This window comes from Vibrio sp. 11986-1-5 (assembly GCF_963878025.1).
GTDB lineage: Bacteria > Pseudomonadota > Gammaproteobacteria > Enterobacterales > Vibrionaceae > Vibrio > Vibrio injensis.
Map to the genome: position 1 here is coordinate 125,273 of NZ_CAWNVW010000052.1, position 19,357 is coordinate 144,629.

General features: G+C 44.9%; 11 protein-coding genes. All 11 read right to left on the minus strand.

Annotation, left to right across the window (positions count from 1 at the left end; all coding sequences use genetic code 11):
- Positions 1-43: 43 nt before the first annotated feature.
- Positions 44-1,042, minus strand: coding sequence for an iron ABC transporter substrate-binding protein (locus tag AACS00_RS14725; RefSeq protein WP_072671390.1), 999 nt, complete (start codon positions 1,040-1,042; stop codon positions 44-46).
- A gap of 393 nt (positions 1,043-1,435) precedes the next feature.
- Positions 1,436-2,848 carry a phosphoglucomutase/phosphomannomutase family protein gene (locus AACS00_RS14730; RefSeq protein ID WP_110167846.1) on the minus strand — a complete coding sequence of 471 codons (1,413 nt, stop codon included), beginning with the start codon at positions 2,846-2,848 and terminating at the stop codon, positions 1,436-1,438.
- A gap of 42 nt (positions 2,849-2,890) precedes the next feature.
- Positions 2,891-5,296, minus strand: coding sequence for a GH36-type glycosyl hydrolase domain-containing protein (locus tag AACS00_RS14735; protein WP_072671388.1), 2,406 nt, complete (start codon positions 5,294-5,296; stop codon positions 2,891-2,893).
- Between the two features lie 61 nt (positions 5,297-5,357).
- On the minus strand, positions 5,358-7,289 hold the full coding sequence (locus AACS00_RS14740; RefSeq protein WP_110167847.1) for a beta-N-acetylhexosaminidase: 1,932 nt from the start codon (positions 7,287-7,289) through the stop codon (positions 5,358-5,360).
- A 55-nt stretch (positions 7,290-7,344) separates the two neighbouring features.
- A complete protein-coding gene (locus AACS00_RS14745) occupies positions 7,345-9,063 on the minus strand; it encodes a glycoside hydrolase family 9 protein (protein ID WP_110167848.1) in 1,719 nt (572 codons plus the stop codon).
- Between the two features lie 231 nt (positions 9,064-9,294).
- The gene (locus tag AACS00_RS14750; RefSeq protein WP_072671385.1) at positions 9,295-10,290 is read right to left on the minus strand and encodes an ABC transporter ATP-binding protein; all 996 of its coding nucleotides are present in this window, start codon (positions 10,288-10,290) and stop codon (positions 9,295-9,297) included.
- A 40-nt stretch (positions 10,291-10,330) separates the two neighbouring features.
- A complete protein-coding gene (locus AACS00_RS14755) occupies positions 10,331-11,314 on the minus strand; it encodes an ABC transporter ATP-binding protein (protein ID WP_072671384.1) in 984 nt (327 codons plus the stop codon).
- Positions 11,315-11,316: 2 nt separating this feature from the next.
- On the minus strand, positions 11,317-12,342 hold the full coding sequence (locus tag AACS00_RS14760) for an ABC transporter permease (protein WP_110167849.1): 1,026 nt from the start codon (positions 12,340-12,342) through the stop codon (positions 11,317-11,319).
- A gap of 2 nt (positions 12,343-12,344) precedes the next feature.
- Positions 12,345-13,331, minus strand: coding sequence for an ABC transporter permease (locus tag AACS00_RS14765; RefSeq protein WP_004394190.1), 987 nt, complete (start codon positions 13,329-13,331; stop codon positions 12,345-12,347).
- Between the two features lie 219 nt (positions 13,332-13,550).
- Positions 13,551-15,221 carry an ABC transporter substrate-binding protein gene (locus tag AACS00_RS14770; protein WP_110167850.1) on the minus strand — a complete coding sequence of 557 codons (1,671 nt, stop codon included), beginning with the start codon at positions 15,219-15,221 and terminating at the stop codon, positions 13,551-13,553.
- A 713-nt stretch (positions 15,222-15,934) separates the two neighbouring features.
- The gene (locus AACS00_RS14775; RefSeq protein ID WP_072671497.1) at positions 15,935-19,273 is read right to left on the minus strand and encodes a hybrid sensor histidine kinase/response regulator; all 3,339 of its coding nucleotides are present in this window, start codon (positions 19,271-19,273) and stop codon (positions 15,935-15,937) included.
- Between the last annotated feature and the right edge of the window lie 84 nt (positions 19,274-19,357).

Below are 19,357 nucleotides of genomic sequence, written 5' to 3' on the forward strand. Positions count from 1 at the left end.
TACCATTAAGGGTAATGAATAAGGTACGAAATTATCGTAAAACTTATAGCAAACCTGCGTCACGCAACAGTTTTAAGGTACCTTGTAAATCAGCCAGTTGATCGAGATCAATACTTGGTGCCGCTTGCAATAGCGTATCTAGCTCACCCAATACAGGGTTAGGAATAATGCCCTGAGTGACTGGGTATTCACCAACGACAGAGGTGAAGTATTGTTGAGCGGCAGGAGACAACATGTACTCAATAAATTGAATCGCTTGAGGCTGTTTTTTACTGCTTTTTAAAACAGCAACACCCGCAACATTAACTAAGTTACCAATATCACCTTCAGCAAAGTACGTCTGTTTGGCTGGGAAGTTAGCATTGGCAGCAACAAAGCGAGGTAAGTAGTAGTTATTGACTAAGGCAAAATCGATTTCGCCGTCACCAATCGCTTGTACTTGAGTGGTGTTATTACGATAAATTTTCGGCTGGTTGGCTTTCATCGCTTTTAACCACGCCAAGGTTTTCTCGTCACCATGTTGTACTCGCATCGCGGTAACGAATGACTGGAAACCACCGTTAGTGGGTGCTAGACCAAAGCGGCCTTTGTATTTTTCTGAGGTCAAATCAAACACAGAGGCTGGAATGTCTTCCGCAGATGCACGTTCAGTCGAATAAGCGATAACGCGTGAGCGGCCACTCGCGGCAACCCATTGACCCGTTTTGCTGGTATAAATTTCAGGTAGCTGTTTGTAAAGCGCTTCTGGCAACGTTGCTAGTAAGCCTGCATTAGCTAGGGCACCCATTGCGCCTGCATCTTGTCCCCAATACACATCGGCAGGTGAGCGAGCGCCTTCTTCTTGTAATAACACCGCAAGTTGAGCGGTATCACCGTAACGTACGTTAACTTTAATGCCACTCTGCTTTTCAAATTGTTCAATGATAGGCTTAACAAGCGTTTCACCACGGCCAGAGTAAAGCGTGATGTCTTGTGCGTGGAGTAATGGTGCGGTAATTAAACTACTGACTAAAGCGACAGCTGAGAGCAACTTCTTTTGCATGAATAAACCTTTTATCTCAAAGAGTAGGACAATCGACGGTATTTAACTTACTTACTGCAATGGAATGGCATTAAGCGTTATCGATACTATTATATAAATAAGTTTGATAATTATTATTAATCGTACTCCCTGGGTCAATAGTTACCCAGAGAGGAAAATTGCAAAAAGAAAGAATGTGATTTAATACCTTGAAATAAAACAATAAAGCTCAAAACTGAGTAATTGTAACAAATTGTATGATTAAGAAAGCGAGAAAGCGGTCTGGCTTTCATTAAAAGATAGAGAGATAAAAGTGCTGGGCAGCTCGTCTTTATTTGAGAGCAAGAAGTGAAAGCACGATAGCTTTCACTTCTACATTTTGCATCCAATATACCTATTGAACGTTGACTGGATTTAAAGTTGTAAAAACGCTTTCATTTGGTCGACTAATCGCTCAGCGGTGGGTTTATCTGCCATCTCGGCAAAGATCCTTAGCAAAGGTTCAGTGCCGGAAAAACGAGCAATGATCCAGCCTCCGTTGCTGAAATAGACTTTCGCCCCATCTTCGTAGCTCACTTTTGCAATTTCCTGGTCAAAGTTGGGCAGCTGTTTTTCGACGTACAGTTTGTGATAGAGGGAGGCTTTTTGCTGTGGATTAAATTTACAATCTCCTTCAGCGGTGTAAGCATAACCATAGCGACAGTAGATTTCTTGCAGCAATTCTGAGAGTTTTTTACCAGTGACGCTGAGCATTTCCACCAATAAGCTGGAAGCAAATACCCCATCTTTACCTTTGATATGACCACGAATGGTTAAGCCGCCAGAGCTTTCACCACCAATCAAAGCATCGACAGCTTCCATTTGCGAAGAAATATGCTTAAAGCCAACCGGAACTTCAAAACATTGCTCGCCATGATCAGCGGCAATTTTATCCAATAAATGCGTGGTAGCGATATTACGTACTACCGAGCCTTTCCAGCCTTTATATTCCAGTAAGTAATAGTAAAGCAGCATTAGCACTTCGTTGGGATGAATAAAATGACCTTTTTCATCAATGATCCCCAGTCGATCCGCATCGCCATCGGTACCAATGCCAATGTCATAACCTTCATTTTTTACTAGGTGTTGCAGGCGATACAAGGTGGCGGCACTAGGCGATGGCATTAATCCGCCAAAGTCAGGGTTTTTCCCATCATTGATCACATCGACATCACAACGGCCATTGATCAGGACGGTTTGTAGTGCATTTTTCGCCACACCAAACATAGGATCGATCAATACTCGTAAATTTGCTTTACGGATTGCGTCAATATCAATCAAGTTAATGATCGAATCGACAAAATCATTCATTGGATTAATGTTGATTATTTGTTGCTCGGCTACCGCTTGATCAAAATCGAGCGAGCGAACGTCACTCAGTGTCAGCGTGGCTATCTGTTGTTCAATCTTTTTAGTAATGACTTCATCAGCATCACGCCCACCACGGATAAACACTTTAATGCCATTATAATCGGCCGGATTATGCGAAGCAGTAATGCAAGCAGAATAAGCACAGTTCATGACTTTTGCTTGAAACATCACCACAGGTGTAGGGACAAACTTATTAATAAAACTCACCACTATGCCATTAGCGGCTAAGACTTCGGCAAACCAGCGTCCGGCTTTATCGGATAAAAAGCGGCGATCGTAGCCAATCACAAAACCTTGCTCGGCGACCTGTTCTTGCTGAATGATATTAGCCAGCGCTTGTGCGACGATGCGTACATTGTCTTTGGTAAACTCTTCACCAATAAAGGCTCGCCAGCCTCCGGTACCAAATTGAATCATGCTTCTCTCCTTAGAGGGGCGCAAAAATGCGCCCCAAGCTGTTTAGCCCATTGTGACGATGACTTGATTGACTGAGCCTGCCGCTTGCACTGGGATCGGCCCGTTAATTTTTTGGCCATTCAAAATAATCGACTTCACGCCTTTAGAGACGCGATCGGGGTTTTCCACCTTGATCTGATAGGTCGCATCGCGCCATTGGCGGGTAACTTCAAAGCCAGGCCATGAGGTTGGAATACAAGGATCGACGTCTAAGCCTTCAAAGCCAGTGCGAATCCCCAAAATAAAATTGGTGGTGGCGTAGTAAGCCCAACCAGAAGTACCAGTTAGCCAAGGATGGTTGGCGCGACCATGATCTTTATGATCGCGACCCATGATGAACTGTACATAGGAGTAGGGCTCAGCAACACGGGTTTCAATATGATCGTTTTGATTATAAGGATTGAGCGCATCGTACAATTCCATTGCTCGATCGCCGCGGCCGAGTTTTGCTTCTGCAACCCAAGCCCAAGGGTTAGGGTGAGAGAAAATCGCGCCATTTTCTTTTACCCCTTGATAAACACGGGTCACAAAACCAATATCATCGTTCGGGGTGGCAAACGATGGCGCATTAAGATGTAAACCATATTGAGAGAAGAGGTACTCGTACACCGCATCCATGGCTTTGATGCCACGTTCGTGGCTCACCGCACCAGACAGCACCGCCAGTGAATTGGATTCCAGATGTACTTTGCCTTCTACTTGGTCAAAAGTACCAATCTTATCGCCATCTTTAGTCAGGCCGCGAATGTACCACTGACCTTGTTCATCCCATAAATGGGTTTCACAGGCAGCGCGCACCCCGTTAGCCATGGCTTGGTATTTATCGGTGGCCGCTTCATCGTGACGGAATCGCGACAGTTCGAGGAATGCTTCTAGTGCCCAGAAGTGAAGAAAAGACACCATCGCTGATTCACCACCGCCGAGATTCAGACAGTCGTTCCAGTCGGCGCGTAGACCTTTACAAATGCCGGTTTGCCCCACGTACTCGGCAGAGAAATCGAGCGCTGCCATCATGTGCTGATATACGGTGGCATCACCACCATCGGCATAAGGGATCACTTGATCGATAAAGGCCATATCGCCAGTCTCTTTCACGTAATTTAAGATGGTCGGTACAATCCATAGGTGATCGTCAGAGCAGGTATCTTTGATGCCGTGGATCTTATCGTCATCCGATGGGGTGGGGACGACGGTTGGCGATTTTGATGGTTTAACATCGGCTTTTTCTGGATCAAACCAATCTGGGTCGAAAAGATGCAAACCGTAGCCCGCTTTTACTTGACCGCGCAGCAGATCAACTAAGCGTTTACGGGTCATTTCAGGGTTGGTATGAGGAACTGAAATGGCATCTTGCGCGGTATCACGATAGCCAAGCCCAGTACGGCCACCTACTTCGATGAAAGAAGCAAAGCGTGACCAAACCACACAGGTTTCTGCTTGGTAAAGAGTCCAAGCGTTAATCATGGTATCTAAACCGGAATTAGGGGATTTGACTTGAAACTTGGCGCAGCGCTCATCCCAGTGAGCTTTGATCGCCGCTAATGCTTGATCAACCTGCTGTGGGTCTTGATATTTTTCACGTAGTCTGACGCCATTACCTTTACCAACCCCTAATACCACAGCAAAGCGAACCTTTTCTCCAGGCTGTAGGACAAACTGTTTATGCAGCGCACCACAATGGTTATAGCAAGTTTGTGCGCTGTTCGAGCATCGACCTTGCTCTACCGCAATTGGGTTGGCTTCATCACGGTACATGCCGAGGAATTGGTCACGTTGACCGTCATAGCTGTCGGCATCGAAAGTCGCGGTGAGATAATAAAAACCTAAGAAATCATCAGTGTTGTAATACAGATCGTATTCAATGACGCCGTCTTTATATTCTGTGCCCGCTGAATAGAGCGACATCTGATGGTTTTGGTTATCGGATTTAATATGGCTAAAGGAAAATTCCACATAGTTGAAAGCACTGATGGTACGAGTTTCATTGGATGTGTTTTCAATCACCACATCCCACAGTTCGGCATCCTCTCCTTTGGGGACAAACAAGGTTTTACTGGCGACAATGCCTTGGTATTCGCATTTGAAGCTTGAATAAGATAAACCATGACGCACTTCGTATTTGGCTTGGGCAAGGCTTTTTGCTACCGGTTGCCAAGAAATAGACCAGAACTCACCATTGGCGTCATCACGTAAATAAACATAGTGACCGGGACGGTCTTGGGTAAAGTTAGGGCGAAACTTAGTGATACGGTTGTATTCAGGTGAATGGTAAAAAGCGTAGCCTCCTGCGTTGTGTGAAATCACGCTGCAGAATTTTTCTGTGCCAAGATAGTTAGTCCACGGCGCTGGTGTGTCGGGGCGGGTAATGACGTATTCGCGATTTTCATTATCGAAATAGCCGTATTTCATGATGTTTTCCTTTTCAAACACTGCTCAATGGAGCAGATAAAAAATAAAGAGTTGTGTGAATCTAGTTCTGCAGCTTTGCTCGCCATGGATGGCGATAGTCAATACCTTGCTGATCAAGTAGCGGCAGGTGACCTTTTAAACGTGTGAGATAATCAGACCAATCACGGCGTTGTTTTTCCGTCCAGCCAGCTTCGGCGAGAGCGGTTAAGCGTGGGTAAATCATATAATCGAGACGTGATGGGTTATTGACTCGTTCGCACCATAGGGCGCATTGAATACCGAGGATACGTTTACGCAGCGGATCGTTATCGGCGACTTCAGCTAATGGCTCATAGCCATAAGCGCGTTCTAGCGGTGTCACTCCTGCCCAATCAACACCAGGTTCTTCTGGCGCGTAATCTTGTACTATGTCTAAGTAGGTAAATTGTCCCGGTTGCAAGATCACATCAAAGCCTTGCTTAGCGCAGTGCAAAGCGGCTTTTTCCGACAGCCAAGAGTAGATCACGGTATCTTTACTGACTTTATTACCATGATGGGCCTCTTCCCATCCGACCATACGTTTACCGAGTGATTTCAGTTTTTGCTCGGCATAACGCAGTAGATGTCCTTGTAATTCATGGCTACTGGTATAACCATGCTCTGCCATTAATGCTTGGCATTTAGGACTATTGAGCCAGACACCCTCAGGGACTTCATCGCCACCGATGTGAACCCATGGGCTTGGAAACAAGGCAGCGACCTCTTCTAACACGCGATCAATAAACTGATAAGTACCCGGCAGGGCTGGAGAGAGCACGTTATCGGTATAATATTGAATACTGCGATAGGCGGATGGGTCTTCCCTGTCGATTAACCATTCTGGCAGTGATTTGATGGCCGCGCGGCTGTGACCGGGAATATCGATTTCTGGGATGACGGTGATCCCACGCTCCGCGGCGTAGGCAATCACCTCTTTGATTTCATGCTGGCGATAAAATCCACCATGACGTTCCGTAAGCGTGCTGTACTGCGGCTCTAATACCAGATCCATACCGCGCCATGCGCCAATCTCCGTCAGTTGTGGTAGTGATTTAATTTCAATCCGCCAACCTTCGTCATCGGTTAAATGCCAATGGAAAATATTGAATTTGTAGTGGGCCAGTTGGTTGATTAAGCGTTTAACCGTTTCTAAAGAGTGAAAATGTCGCGCGCAATCGAGCATCATGCCTCGGTATTGAAAGCGCGGAGCGTCACTGATTTTTAGGCATGGAAAATCGAGCTGTTGAGCATTTTGTTGTGCTAATTGTAACAGCGTGGCGCTGGCGTACATAAAGCCGGTTTCACTATTCGCGTAGACGAAAATAGCCTCTTCACCTATCTCTAACTGATAACTTTGCTCATCAAGTGTCGGTTTAAGACAATAAAGGATCGGCGCGGCTTCCGCTTGCTCGTCAATAGGGAAAGCGTATAACGCCATCAACTGCTCTCGAAACCACTGACTGGCGTGATGAGCCAGGTCGGTGTCGACGACTAAGCCACTTTGCGGCGATAAAGTCATCACTCCTTCGAGTCGCTGTAGATGATTAGGATAAGGAATAAGGCACAGCTCCGCGCGCTCAACCGTATCGATAACACAGCGCTGTTTATGACTAGATAGCAGAGCGATGGGGGTGACGGTAACGGCTTGGCGATGAATTTGCTTGGCACTCGAATATTCGATAAAAGCCTCTTTAATGCCATCGGTATAAAAATGGAATGGAGCGGTTTTTATCGTAAATTCACAATAAAAGTGGCTATTGGCAGCTAATATCTGACAATTAGGCTCGAGAGTGCAAAAGCTGCCGATTTGCTGTAATTGACCTTGAGTGAGTGAGTTGGGGTCAATATAGCGCTCAATGGCAAAATGTAAGCGCCAATCCGTCAGTGGCTGATCGCTTAAATTATGCAGGGTTAGTCCGAAGCGGCAATGGTTGGCTTGCTCGCTCAATACAGCAAAATCCATCCGATAGTTCATACCCTATCCTTATTCTCATTGACGTTGAGGTAGTGAGTTTGATGTCCACTCATGGCTATTCTCCTGCACTGCGAAAGTGAGAAAACTGAGTAGTTATTGCTAGCAAATACCAAGCTGCATGAGGCATCCATTGTTCTGCCCAGCGCCAGTTTTGTAGCAAATCGTCTTTTTGTGGTTCTGGGTTAAAAGCGATATCTTGCTCATCGTCAAAACCCGCGGTAATCCCATTGCAGATCCCGCCTTTGGCATTAAAAAAGCCCAAATCTGGTAAGTAATCGGGGTTATGCAGGCCATGACCATCGAGCATGCAGATGTCGTAAGGATTAAGTCCCAAGATCCAATTCAGTGAATGGTTGGCTAGTGCGAGTAATGACTGACTAAGACGGCTATCAGTAAGATAAGGTTGTACTAGGTAAGCCATGCTAGCTAATGACGCGAGGCGAGCATTTTCCCCCTGCCACCAGTATCCAGTTTCGTTGTCGTGAGGCATGAAAAAAGCACTGCGTTTGACGCCTTTGGTGTCACATACGTATTGTCGTGGATAACCAAAGGGATTGTGTACTTGTGAGCTAATGGTCAGTTCAAATTGACAGGCTTGAGTGACGACCTGCTGCATACATTGGCGTTCTGATTGTTCTGGTTCAATCGCCAGATATTCACACAATGCGATCACAGGTAAGCCGGCTTCAACCCCATGATAATAAGGGCGTGAACCATCCTGATTGGCTGACCAAAAATAGCTATGCTGCTCATCACTCATTTGACGAGCTGATAAGCGTTTAGCCCATTGGCGAGCTTCGAGTAAATAGTTGTCTTGTTGAGTGCTTTTATAGAGCTCACAACTGGCTAATAGAGCGCAATATTCATCGATGATATTCTCTTGCTGATCATCAAGATAGGTGAGGTTGGCGGTGAGTAAATGTTGATAACCTCGCTGCGCTGCTTCTAGATACTGCTGCTGAGTAAACTCGCCGTGCTCGGATAAGCGAGCCGCCGCCGCTAGCGCGGCTATAGCAACGCCGGCACCTTGACGAAAGCCAGCTTGATAATCGCTAGATTTGTCGCCTTGTTGAGTGGCATAGCTACAAATCTCACGTTGTTTGGGATCTTTACTCCACTTGTCAAACACAGTAACGTAAAAAAAACCCTCGGCGTTTTGCATACGAAGCAGAAAATCAGCACCAAACAACGCCTCTTCCATGAGACGAGTGCGAGAGAAATCAGCAAAACCCGAGTGATGGTTTAAAAGCGCTAACCCTTTGAGCATATTCCATACCACCATAGGCGTTTGTTGTGGGTTCAAATAGTTAGCGTAAGAAAGGTGACTGAAGTATTTACTAACGTCACCAGAAGCATCGTACCAGCCGCCGTGCACATCGGCAGTGAGTGAAGTGCCCAGCAGTGGTACTTGCTTATCTTGTCTATCGAATACGCCAGCACAGCGTTGTGATTTAAAATAATGCAGTACATCTGAAAAGGTACGCTGCATCAGTAGCCCAGATTGAATAGTGAAAGTGGCTGAGCGTGCGTTATCGACACAAAGATAGAATTGACCCTCTTGCGTGATGGTCGAAAAATCGAGACGATGAAAATGACCTTGATGCCAACCATCGACTTGTCCACCAAATTCAATCGCAATACTAGCCATCGTTTGATGTGTATGCGCACAAACCAAGCGGGCTTCTTCAACGTAAAAAGCCGATTGATAGGTCAATAATACGGCCTGTTTAGGTCCCAACGCTTCATAACCAAGGTGGTTAGTGAGTAATTGCATTGCTCTCTCCATTCATCACGCAAAATCGTTGTTATGTTGATGATTCAATAGTTATTTATCTCCTTGCTACTTGACGCTACTGCTGCAGTATTACCTCTAATCACATCATGTATCTATGAAATTGGGGCTTACTGACTGGTTGCTTATTTGCCGCTTCAAGTTGTTTGCAGATAGCGATTCGACATTGCCTTATCGTGACCCCAAAGTCGCGAGTCAACGATAAGGCCAGTTTTAATGTTCAAATAAATAACAGCGTACAAAATGGTTTTCCGATAATTGGGTGACCTCTGGCAGTTTTTCTCGGCAGCGTTCACTTGCATGCATGCACCGCCCAGCAAAAGGGCAGCCTACCGAGTTTGGAGTCCAGAGTGGAATTTCACCTTTATTGCCTTTGAGTTTCTCATGAATCGATTTTTTAGGATCGGGTACCGCAGACACCAATAACTGAGTATAAGGATGCTGTGGGTCGTGAATAATCGCATCGGTATCGCCCCATTCAACCATATGACCGACATACATTACGGCCAGATCTTCCGCTATATAACGGGCGGTAGCGATATCATGAGTGATGTAGAGCAGAGACATTTGCTTTTCAAACTTCATCTCTTGCATTAGGTTCAGAACGCCGGCGCGAATCGATACATCGAGCATAGAGGTAGGCTCATCAGCCAGTACCACTTCTGCACCAACAGCGATGTTACGAGCTAAATTAACTCGTTGCCGCTGCCCGCCAGACAGTTGGTGGGGGTATTTTTCAGCCGTCTCTTTAGGGGGGATCAAACCAACCTGCTCAAGCAGATCATAGACACGTTCTTGCAGCTCTTTTTTATTGCCAGAGCTGACTTTTTTATGGATCAGCAATGGGCGAGCAATATGATGAAAAATGGTGTGTGTTGGATTGAGCGATCCAAAAGGATCTTGCCAAACCATCTGTACGCCTTCGCGATAGTGCATTAAATCTGAGCGTGATTTAATGTTAAGAATATCTCTGCCTTTGTATTCAATCGTTCCTGAACTAGGGGCATACATTTTGGCGATCATCTTTGCGGTGGTGGATTTTCCTGAGCCTGACTCTCCGACCACTGACAAACCACGACTTTTGTACATTTTGAATGATACGTCATTGATGGCGCGCATCATTGGTTGTTTAAGACTATTGCTATTGAGTGGGAAATCCTTGACGAGATTCTTACCTTCCACCAACAGTTGGCCTAATACATTACTCATTGTTATCTCCAGAAATTCAGTTGTTTGCCTACATCAATACTCATGCTTTTTGCTGAGCAATCGGCTCACCATAGAGATGGCAATTTGAGAAGCGTCCTTGTTCAATTAAACGCAACTCAGTGGGTACTTTGCTGCAGGCATCATGAACGCGATCGCAGCGAGCTTGAAAACGGCAACCATGGGGAATTTCCAATAAGTTCAGTGGATTGCCAGGGATTCCTGTGAGTTTATTTTTCGGCCCAGTTAAGGGCGGGAACGAACTGCCTAGCCCTTTGGTATAAGGGTGATAGGGGGTCTCTAAAATTTGTTTAGAAGGGGCAACCTCAATCAGTTCACCAGAGTACATAATCCCAATTCGATCCGAGAACTCGACCATCAAAGACAGATCATGAGTGATGAACAAAATAGCGAAGCCGAATTCTTCCTTTAACGCATAGATCTTTTGCAAGATCTCCCGTTGTACTACCACATCCAATGCGGTAGTGGGCTCATCCATAATGATCATTTTCGGATTAAGCGCTAAAGCAATGGCAATCACTAGCCGTTGGCGCATTCCCCCAGAAAACTGGTGTGGGTAGTCATTGAGACGGCTGGGGTGAATGTCGACAATCTCCAATAAACCTTCAGCGCGCCGTTTCGCTTGTGAGCGGCTCATGTTGGTGTGGCGCATGATCACATCACAAAACTGTTCTTCCATGGTTAATACTGGATTGAGCGCATTCATCGCACTTTGGAAGACCATCGACATTTGGCTCCAGCGAAAGGATTGCATACGTTCTTCGCTGTATTGCAATATATTTTCGCCGTTGAAAATCACTTCTCCTCCAGTGATAAACGCGGGCGGCTTATGTAAACGCATTAACGAGAAAGCGACGGTCGATTTGCCACAACCAGATTCGCCAGCAAGGCCAAAGATTTCTTTAGGGGCAATATCAAAGCTGACATTATTACAAGCACGAACATCGCCAGCATCGGTAATATAATCAACACAGAGGTTGCGGATTGAGATAATGGGTTGGGTCATGATTATTTGTCTCCGCTCCAAATGGCTTGTTGAGGTTGCATGGCTGGCTTACGCTCTTTTCGCTCTTGTTTGGCAAGCTTCTTCCAACGCTTCATACCTTTATGAGAACGCAATTGCGGGTTAGCTATTTCATCAACCGCAAAGTTAAGCAGTGCTAAACCAGTGACGAGTAGAGTTAAAGAAAGACAAGGTGCTAAGAGTTCCCACCACGCGCCAATTAACATTGATGAAGAGGTTTGTACGTTATAGAGCATGATGCCCCAACTGATGGTGTTTGGATCACCTAATCCTAGAAAGGAGATAGTGGCTTCCATCATAATCGCGTACATCACCGAGCCGATAAAACTTGCCCCAACAATCGAAATCAGGTTAGGAAGAATTTCAACAAAAATGATCCGCCAAGAAGACTCACCCAGTACTTCAGCCGCTTTAACAAACTCTTTTTCCCGCAGTGCCATCGTTTGTGCTCGTACGACCCGCGCGCCCCAAGCCCAGGAGGTACAACCGATAATCAGCGCTATGGTGAGAGGCCCTGCCTGACCAATGAAGGCGGCAACAACAAACAACAAGGGGTATTGGGGGATAACCAGCATGATGTTCATCGCTGCAGTGAGAAAATCATCGATTTTTCCACCAAAGTAACCCGCAGAGACGCCAATAATTGTCGCTAAAAAGCATACGGTGATCCCGGCACCAAAACCGACCGCCAGTGATACTCTTGCTCCGTAGGCCACTTGCGCCCATACATCTCGTCCCATACGAGTAGTACCGAGCACATGATTCTCTTTTTTGGACATCGCCAAAGTTCGACGATCGTTGCCCAGATTAGTCGCTATCCAACCGTCTGGGTTAGCTTTGGCGGCTTTGACGATAAAGCTTGGGTATTCATGTGGATTTCCTGTCCGTTTATCTGGCGCATGTTGGGTAATTAATGGTGCAAAAATGGCCATCAGCAGGAAGAGGCTAAGAATGATCACCCCGATCATTGCCATTCTATTACCACGAAGAAGTTTCACGAGTGCTTGCATAATTATTTACCTCCCCGGCGTAAACGCGGGTCGAGCACAACATAAAGCATGTCGGCGAGTAAGTTAAAAAACAGCATAAAGAGCGTCATGATGATCAATTGGCCTTGCAATACTTGATAATCGCGAGCAGTGATTGCGTTGAACAAAACTGTACCAAGGCCGGGGTAGTTGAAGATAATCTCAATAATTAATTGACCACCAATCGCCATGCCGAGTGACATTGAGAGGGCAGTAACGCTGGGTAATAGTGCATTACGTGCGGCGTAGTTAAATACCACTCGGTTTTCACTGAGTCCTTTGCCTTTCGCCATCGTGATGTAATCTTCAGCCAATAAGTTAATCATGTTATTGCGCATGTTGACTAAGAACCCCCCTATTTGCACAATTGAGGCGCAAAGCAAAGGCAGGACAGCGTGAAATCCAACGTTTTTAATAAAGGCCCAGCTTGTCCAGTCCGGAATGGTACCTGGTGTGTAAGCGTAACCAGTTGGGAACCACCGTAAGCCGATAGCAAAGGTGTACATGGCGAGCATGGCAATAACCACTTGGGGAACCGCTTGAATCACCAGCATCCCAGGGGTCACAAAAGAGTCGTAGTAACTGCCTCGTTTCCAAGCCGCAAAGATGCCGAGGATAGAGCCAATCGAAAATGAAATAATCACCGCCGTGCCAGCAAGGAATAGTGACCAACCAAAAGCACCCGCTAAAAGCTCATTAACGCTTAATGGATAGAATTTGATTGATGTTCCAAGCTCCCAACTGAGGATGCTTTTCATATAGGTAAAATATTGCACCCAAATTGGTCCATCGACAAAGCCAAGCAGTTGTCTCATGGCTTCAATACGTTCTGGTGTCACTTGGGCGGTTGCGTGTGCGAACATCATGGTCACCGGATCTCCGGGCATGGCTCGCGGTATAATAAAATTGAGGGTTGCTGCAACCAGCAACGCCGCAAAATAGAATGACAAACGTCTTAAAAAATATCCCATAACTTACCCCTTACTCACCCAGTCATCCTGATAACCCTGTGCTATTTGAAGCTGCGATAATGTTGGCTAGCTGCAACTCCGAGCCGTTTGGTTATATTATTCAGGTCGCTCACAGAAAGTTGAGAGCGAGAAATCCCCTGACGACACGCGCCATACTTATCATTAATAAGAGGGGGATTTTTAAAAGCGGCGCCATTACTGCGCCGCAGTCATCAACGTTTACTTAACGGGTTTTAAATCCAGTACATGCAGTAAACGCTCTGGGATACCAGCCCAAATACTTGGACGGCCTTTTGGATTTTCTTCATTCCACCAGCCAGTAAAGCGCGTGGTGTTGTATTGGTACATCCAAGCGCCAGAAAGCACAGGGACAGTGACTTGATTTTCAGCGATGATCTTTTGGATTTTGTGAGCAATCGCTAGCTGTTCATTACGGTCTGCGGTTTTGTAGAAGCTGTTGAGTAGACGATCAAGTTCTTCATTTTTAAAGAAATGCATCGCAAAACGAGGCATTCCATCACCAGACTGTAACGCTGAGTTGTAACCACTATTCCAATAAGTGTAAGGATCGGCACCATGGAAGTAGTTGGTATAAGCGACATCGTAGTTGCCTTCAAGCATAGCTTGGTTATAAACGGCAAACTCAGGCGTACGTGCTCGAGCTCTAATGCCTACTTCTTGTAACTGTTCAACTGCTAACTGAACCGTGTTATTGAAATCAGTCCAGCCATTAGGCGATTGAATTAACAACTCAAAGGTTTTACCTGATGGTGTTTCGACAAAACCATTACCGTTAATATCTTTAAATCCAGCTTTGGCGAGTAGCGCTTTGGCACCTTCGACATTGTAGGTATTGAAGCCTTTATACTTATCGTGTACCGCTTTATCTGACCATGCTTCAAACGCGTAGCCGAGACCAGAAGCAAAATCGTTGACCGTACCACCGCCATAGAAAGCGATATCAATGATGGTTTGACGATCCAGCGCCATTGAGAAGGCACGGCGGAAATCAACGTTCGTCAATGCTTCTTTTTTTGCAGGATCGGCGTTTTTGAAATTAATCATAAACGCTTGTGTTCCTGCTGCTGGATACCAGTAATGGTGGTTTGGATTGGCGGCTGCATAAGTACGATCAATATCGGGAACAAATGAGGATGTCCAGTCAAGCTCAGAGTTAATGATTTGTCCCAATAATTGGTCGTTATTGGCAATTTGTGGTACGCGTAAACAGTCTACTTTTAGGCTTGTGGCATCCCAGTAGTTCGGGTTACGACATTGAATATAAAGCTGTGGAGTAAAGGTATCAATTTCGGTAAATGGACCAGTACCAACTGGGTTTTGGTTAGTAAATGTTGTCGGTTCTTTCACATCCTTCCAGATATGTTGAGCGACAATTGGTACTTGAGCAATTTCATAAGGAACGTTGGAGTTGGCTTCACTTAAACGAAAACGCACTTTGTAATCGTTAATTTTCTCAACGCTGGTTACCCACTTATTGATACCGCGCTGATCAAGTTCAGGTTTTTCCTTCACCAGATTGAATGAGAAAATCACATCATTCGCGCTAAAGCCTTTACCATCTGACCATTTGACGCCTTTACGAATATCGAAAGTGACACTCATTAAATCGTCGGACATGGAGAAGTTTTCGGCTAAACGCATGACGGGAGTATTACCGTGCATTTCATTAAAAATGACCAATGGTTCATAAATGAAGTCAGTGGTTGTTCTTAAATTCGTGGCAAGGTAAGGGTTAAAGTTGCGCACCATGGTTGGATAAAAATCAGGTACGATGGTCAACTCACTGCGTGCAAACGCTGGAGCTGACACGGCCGCGGCTGCAGTAATTACGGCAGCGGCTAGGGCAGTTTTTTTTATATTGGCAAGCATAGCTGTTCCTTACTATTTGCTTTCATTTCACATACGGATATGAATAGGGTTTGAATGTTATCATCGGATTAACACTCGGCAATGACCCACCTCATGTGTTCATTTAAGTCAAAGCTTAATGGCATGAGTGGCCTGTAGGTCGTTGACAGGGGTAAGGAAACACCTTACAAGGAAAATTATCAATTCCAATTCCCGTTAAAAACGTCAAAATGTCTTTGTTTGACGTTAGTTTTGTTAAAATTAGCCTAAGGGCTGAAAGAACGTTGAAATATTGCACAGTGATTCACTTCGCAAACCTAGCCATTGCACCTGTAGTTTGTTAGTGCTTACTATCTTTATTTTTATTTATTTCATTGGCTTTTTTCATCTTAATTTTTTATTGAGACCTTGCTCACTGGTGTTAAAAGTAGAAATTTCACTTCATAAATTAAATCTGGCAAATTGTTGTGATTATCTTCGCAAACTTGACTTATTACCCAGTTAGTCAAGATTCAATACTGAATTTGTTGCTGGTTTCACCGGAAAATTATTGGCATAGAGAGATAAATCAGAGGGTTGTTTTGATAAGAAAATCAACGTCAGATTGATGATAGCATTGATGATTGGGGGGCTTTGATCGTTGAGTGACCCGTGATGCGCTGAACGTATCAAGCAAGCCTATTTAAATAGACTTGCTTGATACAGCGACACGAAGGATAGACAATCCTCGTTACTTAATCGCTGGTTAGTAATTGCTGTAATTTATCTCGTTGTACTTCGATATAGGTGCGTTCTGGACCTTGTTCTTGACAATGATCTAGGATGTAGTCAAGAGAGTTCAATACCGTACGCCAACGGGGAGTTTTCGGTAATGTTTCAATACGTAAGTATTTATCCAATGTTCGAGTTTGTAAGGTGCTACGATCTAAATAAACCCGCCATAATCCACTTTGTTCAGCAAAAGTAAACTTACTTTGCCCAGTGACTTTTTCCCAGTAATCGAGAGCACTCGTCATTGCATCGACCAACACGGCGCGCATTAATGCCTGTTTTGATTGAGTTTCTCCGGCCACTTTTTCTGCGATGCGAGTAAATTCCCCTCCCAGTTCTTTTAGCTGCTGAAGTTTGTCTCGATCACCAGCAAAAGCATAACTGGATAAAGCATCGACAGCGGTTTCCAGTTGATGGATACGGTTGGCGTTAAGATTGCCGCCGACATTAAAAATATACATACTTTTGAAGCTATTCCCCTCCGGTAAGCACAGTACATCTGCGGAAAGATGTTGTCTGACATCATCAACATAAATATCAATGTTTCCGCAATAATGCTCTTGCTCAACCAGTAAGTATTTAGGCGCAATCAGCTCTTCGGCGTTAGAACGTTTGAGTTGTTCTTGGCTACGTTTAAATAGCTTACAAGCCGCTTCATTGGCAAAGCGAATTTTATTGTCTTCGCGCAAACACAAAATTGCTTCAGGTGCTGAGTCCAGTTGTTCTAATAATCGGCCTTGAGTTTCGAGTAAACTTGCTTCGACCATGGCTCGTTGTTTGAGCTCTTTTTGAAGTTGAGCATTTTCAATACGGCGTTGCTCTGCTTTACTGGCGGTTAAATGAGCTTTAATGCGAGCGGCAAGTTCTTGTTTATTAAAAGGCTTTGATAAGTAGTCATTGGCTCCTGCGGCAAAGCCTCTTATTCGATCATCGCTTTGATTTAATGCGGTTAGCATAATAATCGGTAATTGTGCGTGATCGTATTGTTCTCTTAATTGCTCACAGACCTGATAACCGCTCATGCCGGGCATCATCACATCGAGCAGTAATAATTCAGGTTTCTCTTTAGTTATCGCTTCGATAACCTCATGTCCATCGAGTGCTGTTCGCACACGATAACCCTCTAAACGTAAAAAGCTGTCTAATACACGCAGGTTAACGGGTTCATCATCAGCAATCAGTAATAAAGGCCCTTCTGGATTTTCAGGTTGTTGCGGTTGTTCGAGGTCGTCAATTGAGGTTAATTCTGGTGCTTGAAAATGAGCAATTTGACTACGCTGAGCTTGAGCGATTTGTTGCGAGGTCGCGAGCGGGAGGGTAAAGCTGAAAGTGGTGCCGACCATCGGCTGACTACTGACATATAACGAGCCTTGCATTAATTCGATTAATTGACGACTGATCGTCAATCCTAAGCCTGCACCTTGACGATAACGGCTACTATCATTTCCTGCTTGAATGAGTGGCTCAAAAATATGCTCCAACTGCTCTGCCGGGATTCCTTGCCCAGTATCGACAACTTGGATTCTGACTTGATGCTCCATTGGCGTAGCTGAAATAACAATTTTTCCTTCAGAGGTATATTTTATTGCATTACCAATCAGATTATACAGCACCTGTTCAAGACGCTGAGCATCAGCCGACACCCATAATGGTTGCTCGGCAATTTGGTTAATAATCCGTAGTGTTTTTTTGCCGATCAGATGATGAGACAGCTCAAGCACCATTCGGGTGGCGTTGGATAGGTTCACCGCTTGAATTTCAATATCAAGATGACCGTAACGCATTTTGTGATAATCGAGCAGATCATCAACAAGATTAGCAAGGCGTTGACCGCTATTAATAATAATGTCGAGTTGATAGCGATGAGCTGGGCTAATTGGTCCATTGGTACCGGAAGTCAAAGCTTCAGCAATGCCTATCATACCGTGTAGTGGAGTCCGTAGCTCATGTGATGTCGTCGCTAAAAATTCATCTTTAAGTTTGTTGGCTAGTTGTAGATCATCATTTTGTTTACGAATCACTTGGATATTATCTTCCAACTCAATATTTTGTGATTTTATTAGTTGGATTTTTTCTCGGATTGAGCGTTGCATTCTCTCAAAACTGACGGCCAAACGGCCAATTTCGTCCCGTCGTTGAGTGTGAATGATCGGTTGATCTAAGTCGCCAGCGGAGACGCGTTCTGCTGCCCAAGTGAGCTTGAGCAAAGGGAGAGTAATAAAGTTAGAGAGGTAGTGAGAAGCGATGACTACTAAGATGATCGCCGTTAACATGGCGAAAATAAATAATTTTTCCAGTTGTCTTACTCGGGCAAAGGCTTCTTTTTCTGGAAGTTCGACCACTAAGGCCCAATTGAGATTTTGCAAATGAATCGGTGCATAAGCGGCAATCTGTTTTTCACCGAGAGTATTCTCATAGGTTGTGACCGAGCGTGAGCCATTGAGTGCCAATTGAATCACCTGACTGCTGGTATCGACATCGGCTTGTTGATAGGCCAGTGTGCGAGAACGATGATCTTGGCCGACCAATAACGTCCTTTTTGCTGAATCTTGACTATGATCGGCAATTAATTTGGTGATGCCATTATTTGGTAGACGGAACATGGCATAACTGTGAAGATAGCCTTGCTGGATGATCGGTGCACCCATCCAAGCATACTGGCGTCCATTTTCTTCGGCAAAATCAGACAGAATAACCGGTGTATAATCTTCATTGACTTTACGTTGTTCAGTGACTTGCTGCTCTAGTTGTTGGAACGTTCGTCCCAGAGGCGAGTTCTGCTGATTATCGGTCAGTAGATTCGTGCCATAGTAAGCATGTTTGAAAATTGAATAGACCACATTACCTTGTAAATCAACGATAAGAATATCATCAAAATCCGATCGTTTAAGTAACTCTAGATAGCTGGCATGATAACGTTTGTGTAGCAGACGATAGCGTTCACTACCCGCATAACTGCTCGATTTGGGCAAAATAGAGGTTCTAATTTGATCACCAGAACCTGGGATATAGCGTTGTTGAGCATGTTGACGAGCTTGCTCGATGTTCTCTCCTAATCGCTGAAAAGCATTGACTAGGCCATAAAAACGTCCACCGCTAGCATAAGCGAGTTCTGAACGCACAAACCCCATTACCTCAGATTCTTTGGCGCTGAGATAATCGATAATTTGTTGCTGCTTGGTATCACGTACAGAAATAAGGTGTGAGGTACTTTGTTCTTGTAAGTCTTTACTGTGTGAATGAAGAAAGAACAAGGCCGTTACCGTCAGCGGAGTCAAGCTCAGCGCCAGAAACGCTAACATCAGGGTGTTTTGTAGGCGTTTAAATTTATGTTGTCGATGAAACTTAAATTTAAACAAAGGGTTATTTGTAATGGTGCTCACAGT

Bases quoted from the DNA above. Each gene is read 5' to 3' on its own strand.
- AACS00_RS14725 (WP_072671390.1), bottom strand. From the start codon at position 1,042: ATGCAAAAGAAGTTGCTCTCAGCTGTCGCTTTAGTCAGTAGTTTAATT.
- AACS00_RS14730 (WP_110167846.1), bottom strand. From the start codon at position 2,848: ATGATTCAATTTGGTACCGGAGGCTGGCGAGCCTTTATTGGTGAAGAG.
- AACS00_RS14735 (WP_072671388.1), bottom strand. From the start codon at position 5,296: ATGAAATACGGCTATTTCGATAATGAAAATCGCGAATACGTCATTACC.
- AACS00_RS14740 (WP_110167847.1), bottom strand. From the start codon at position 7,289: ATGAACTATCGGATGGATTTTGCTGTATTGAGCGAGCAAGCCAACCAT.
- AACS00_RS14745 (WP_110167848.1), bottom strand. From the start codon at position 9,063: ATGCAATTACTCACTAACCACCTTGGTTATGAAGCGTTGGGACCTAAA.
- AACS00_RS14750 (WP_072671385.1), bottom strand. From the start codon at position 10,290: ATGAGTAATGTATTAGGCCAACTGTTGGTGGAAGGTAAGAATCTCGTC.
- AACS00_RS14755 (WP_072671384.1), bottom strand. From the start codon at position 11,314: ATGACCCAACCCATTATCTCAATCCGCAACCTCTGTGTTGATTATATT.
- AACS00_RS14760 (WP_110167849.1), bottom strand. From the start codon at position 12,342: ATGCAAGCACTCGTGAAACTTCTTCGTGGTAATAGAATGGCAATGATC.
- AACS00_RS14765 (WP_004394190.1), bottom strand. From the start codon at position 13,331: ATGGGATATTTTTTAAGACGTTTGTCATTCTATTTTGCGGCGTTGCTG.
- AACS00_RS14770 (WP_110167850.1), bottom strand. From the start codon at position 15,221: ATGCTTGCCAATATAAAAAAAACTGCCCTAGCCGCTGCCGTAATTACT.
- AACS00_RS14775 (WP_072671497.1), bottom strand. From the start codon at position 19,273: ATGTTAGCGTTTCTGGCGCTGAGCTTGACTCCGCTGACGGTAACGGCC.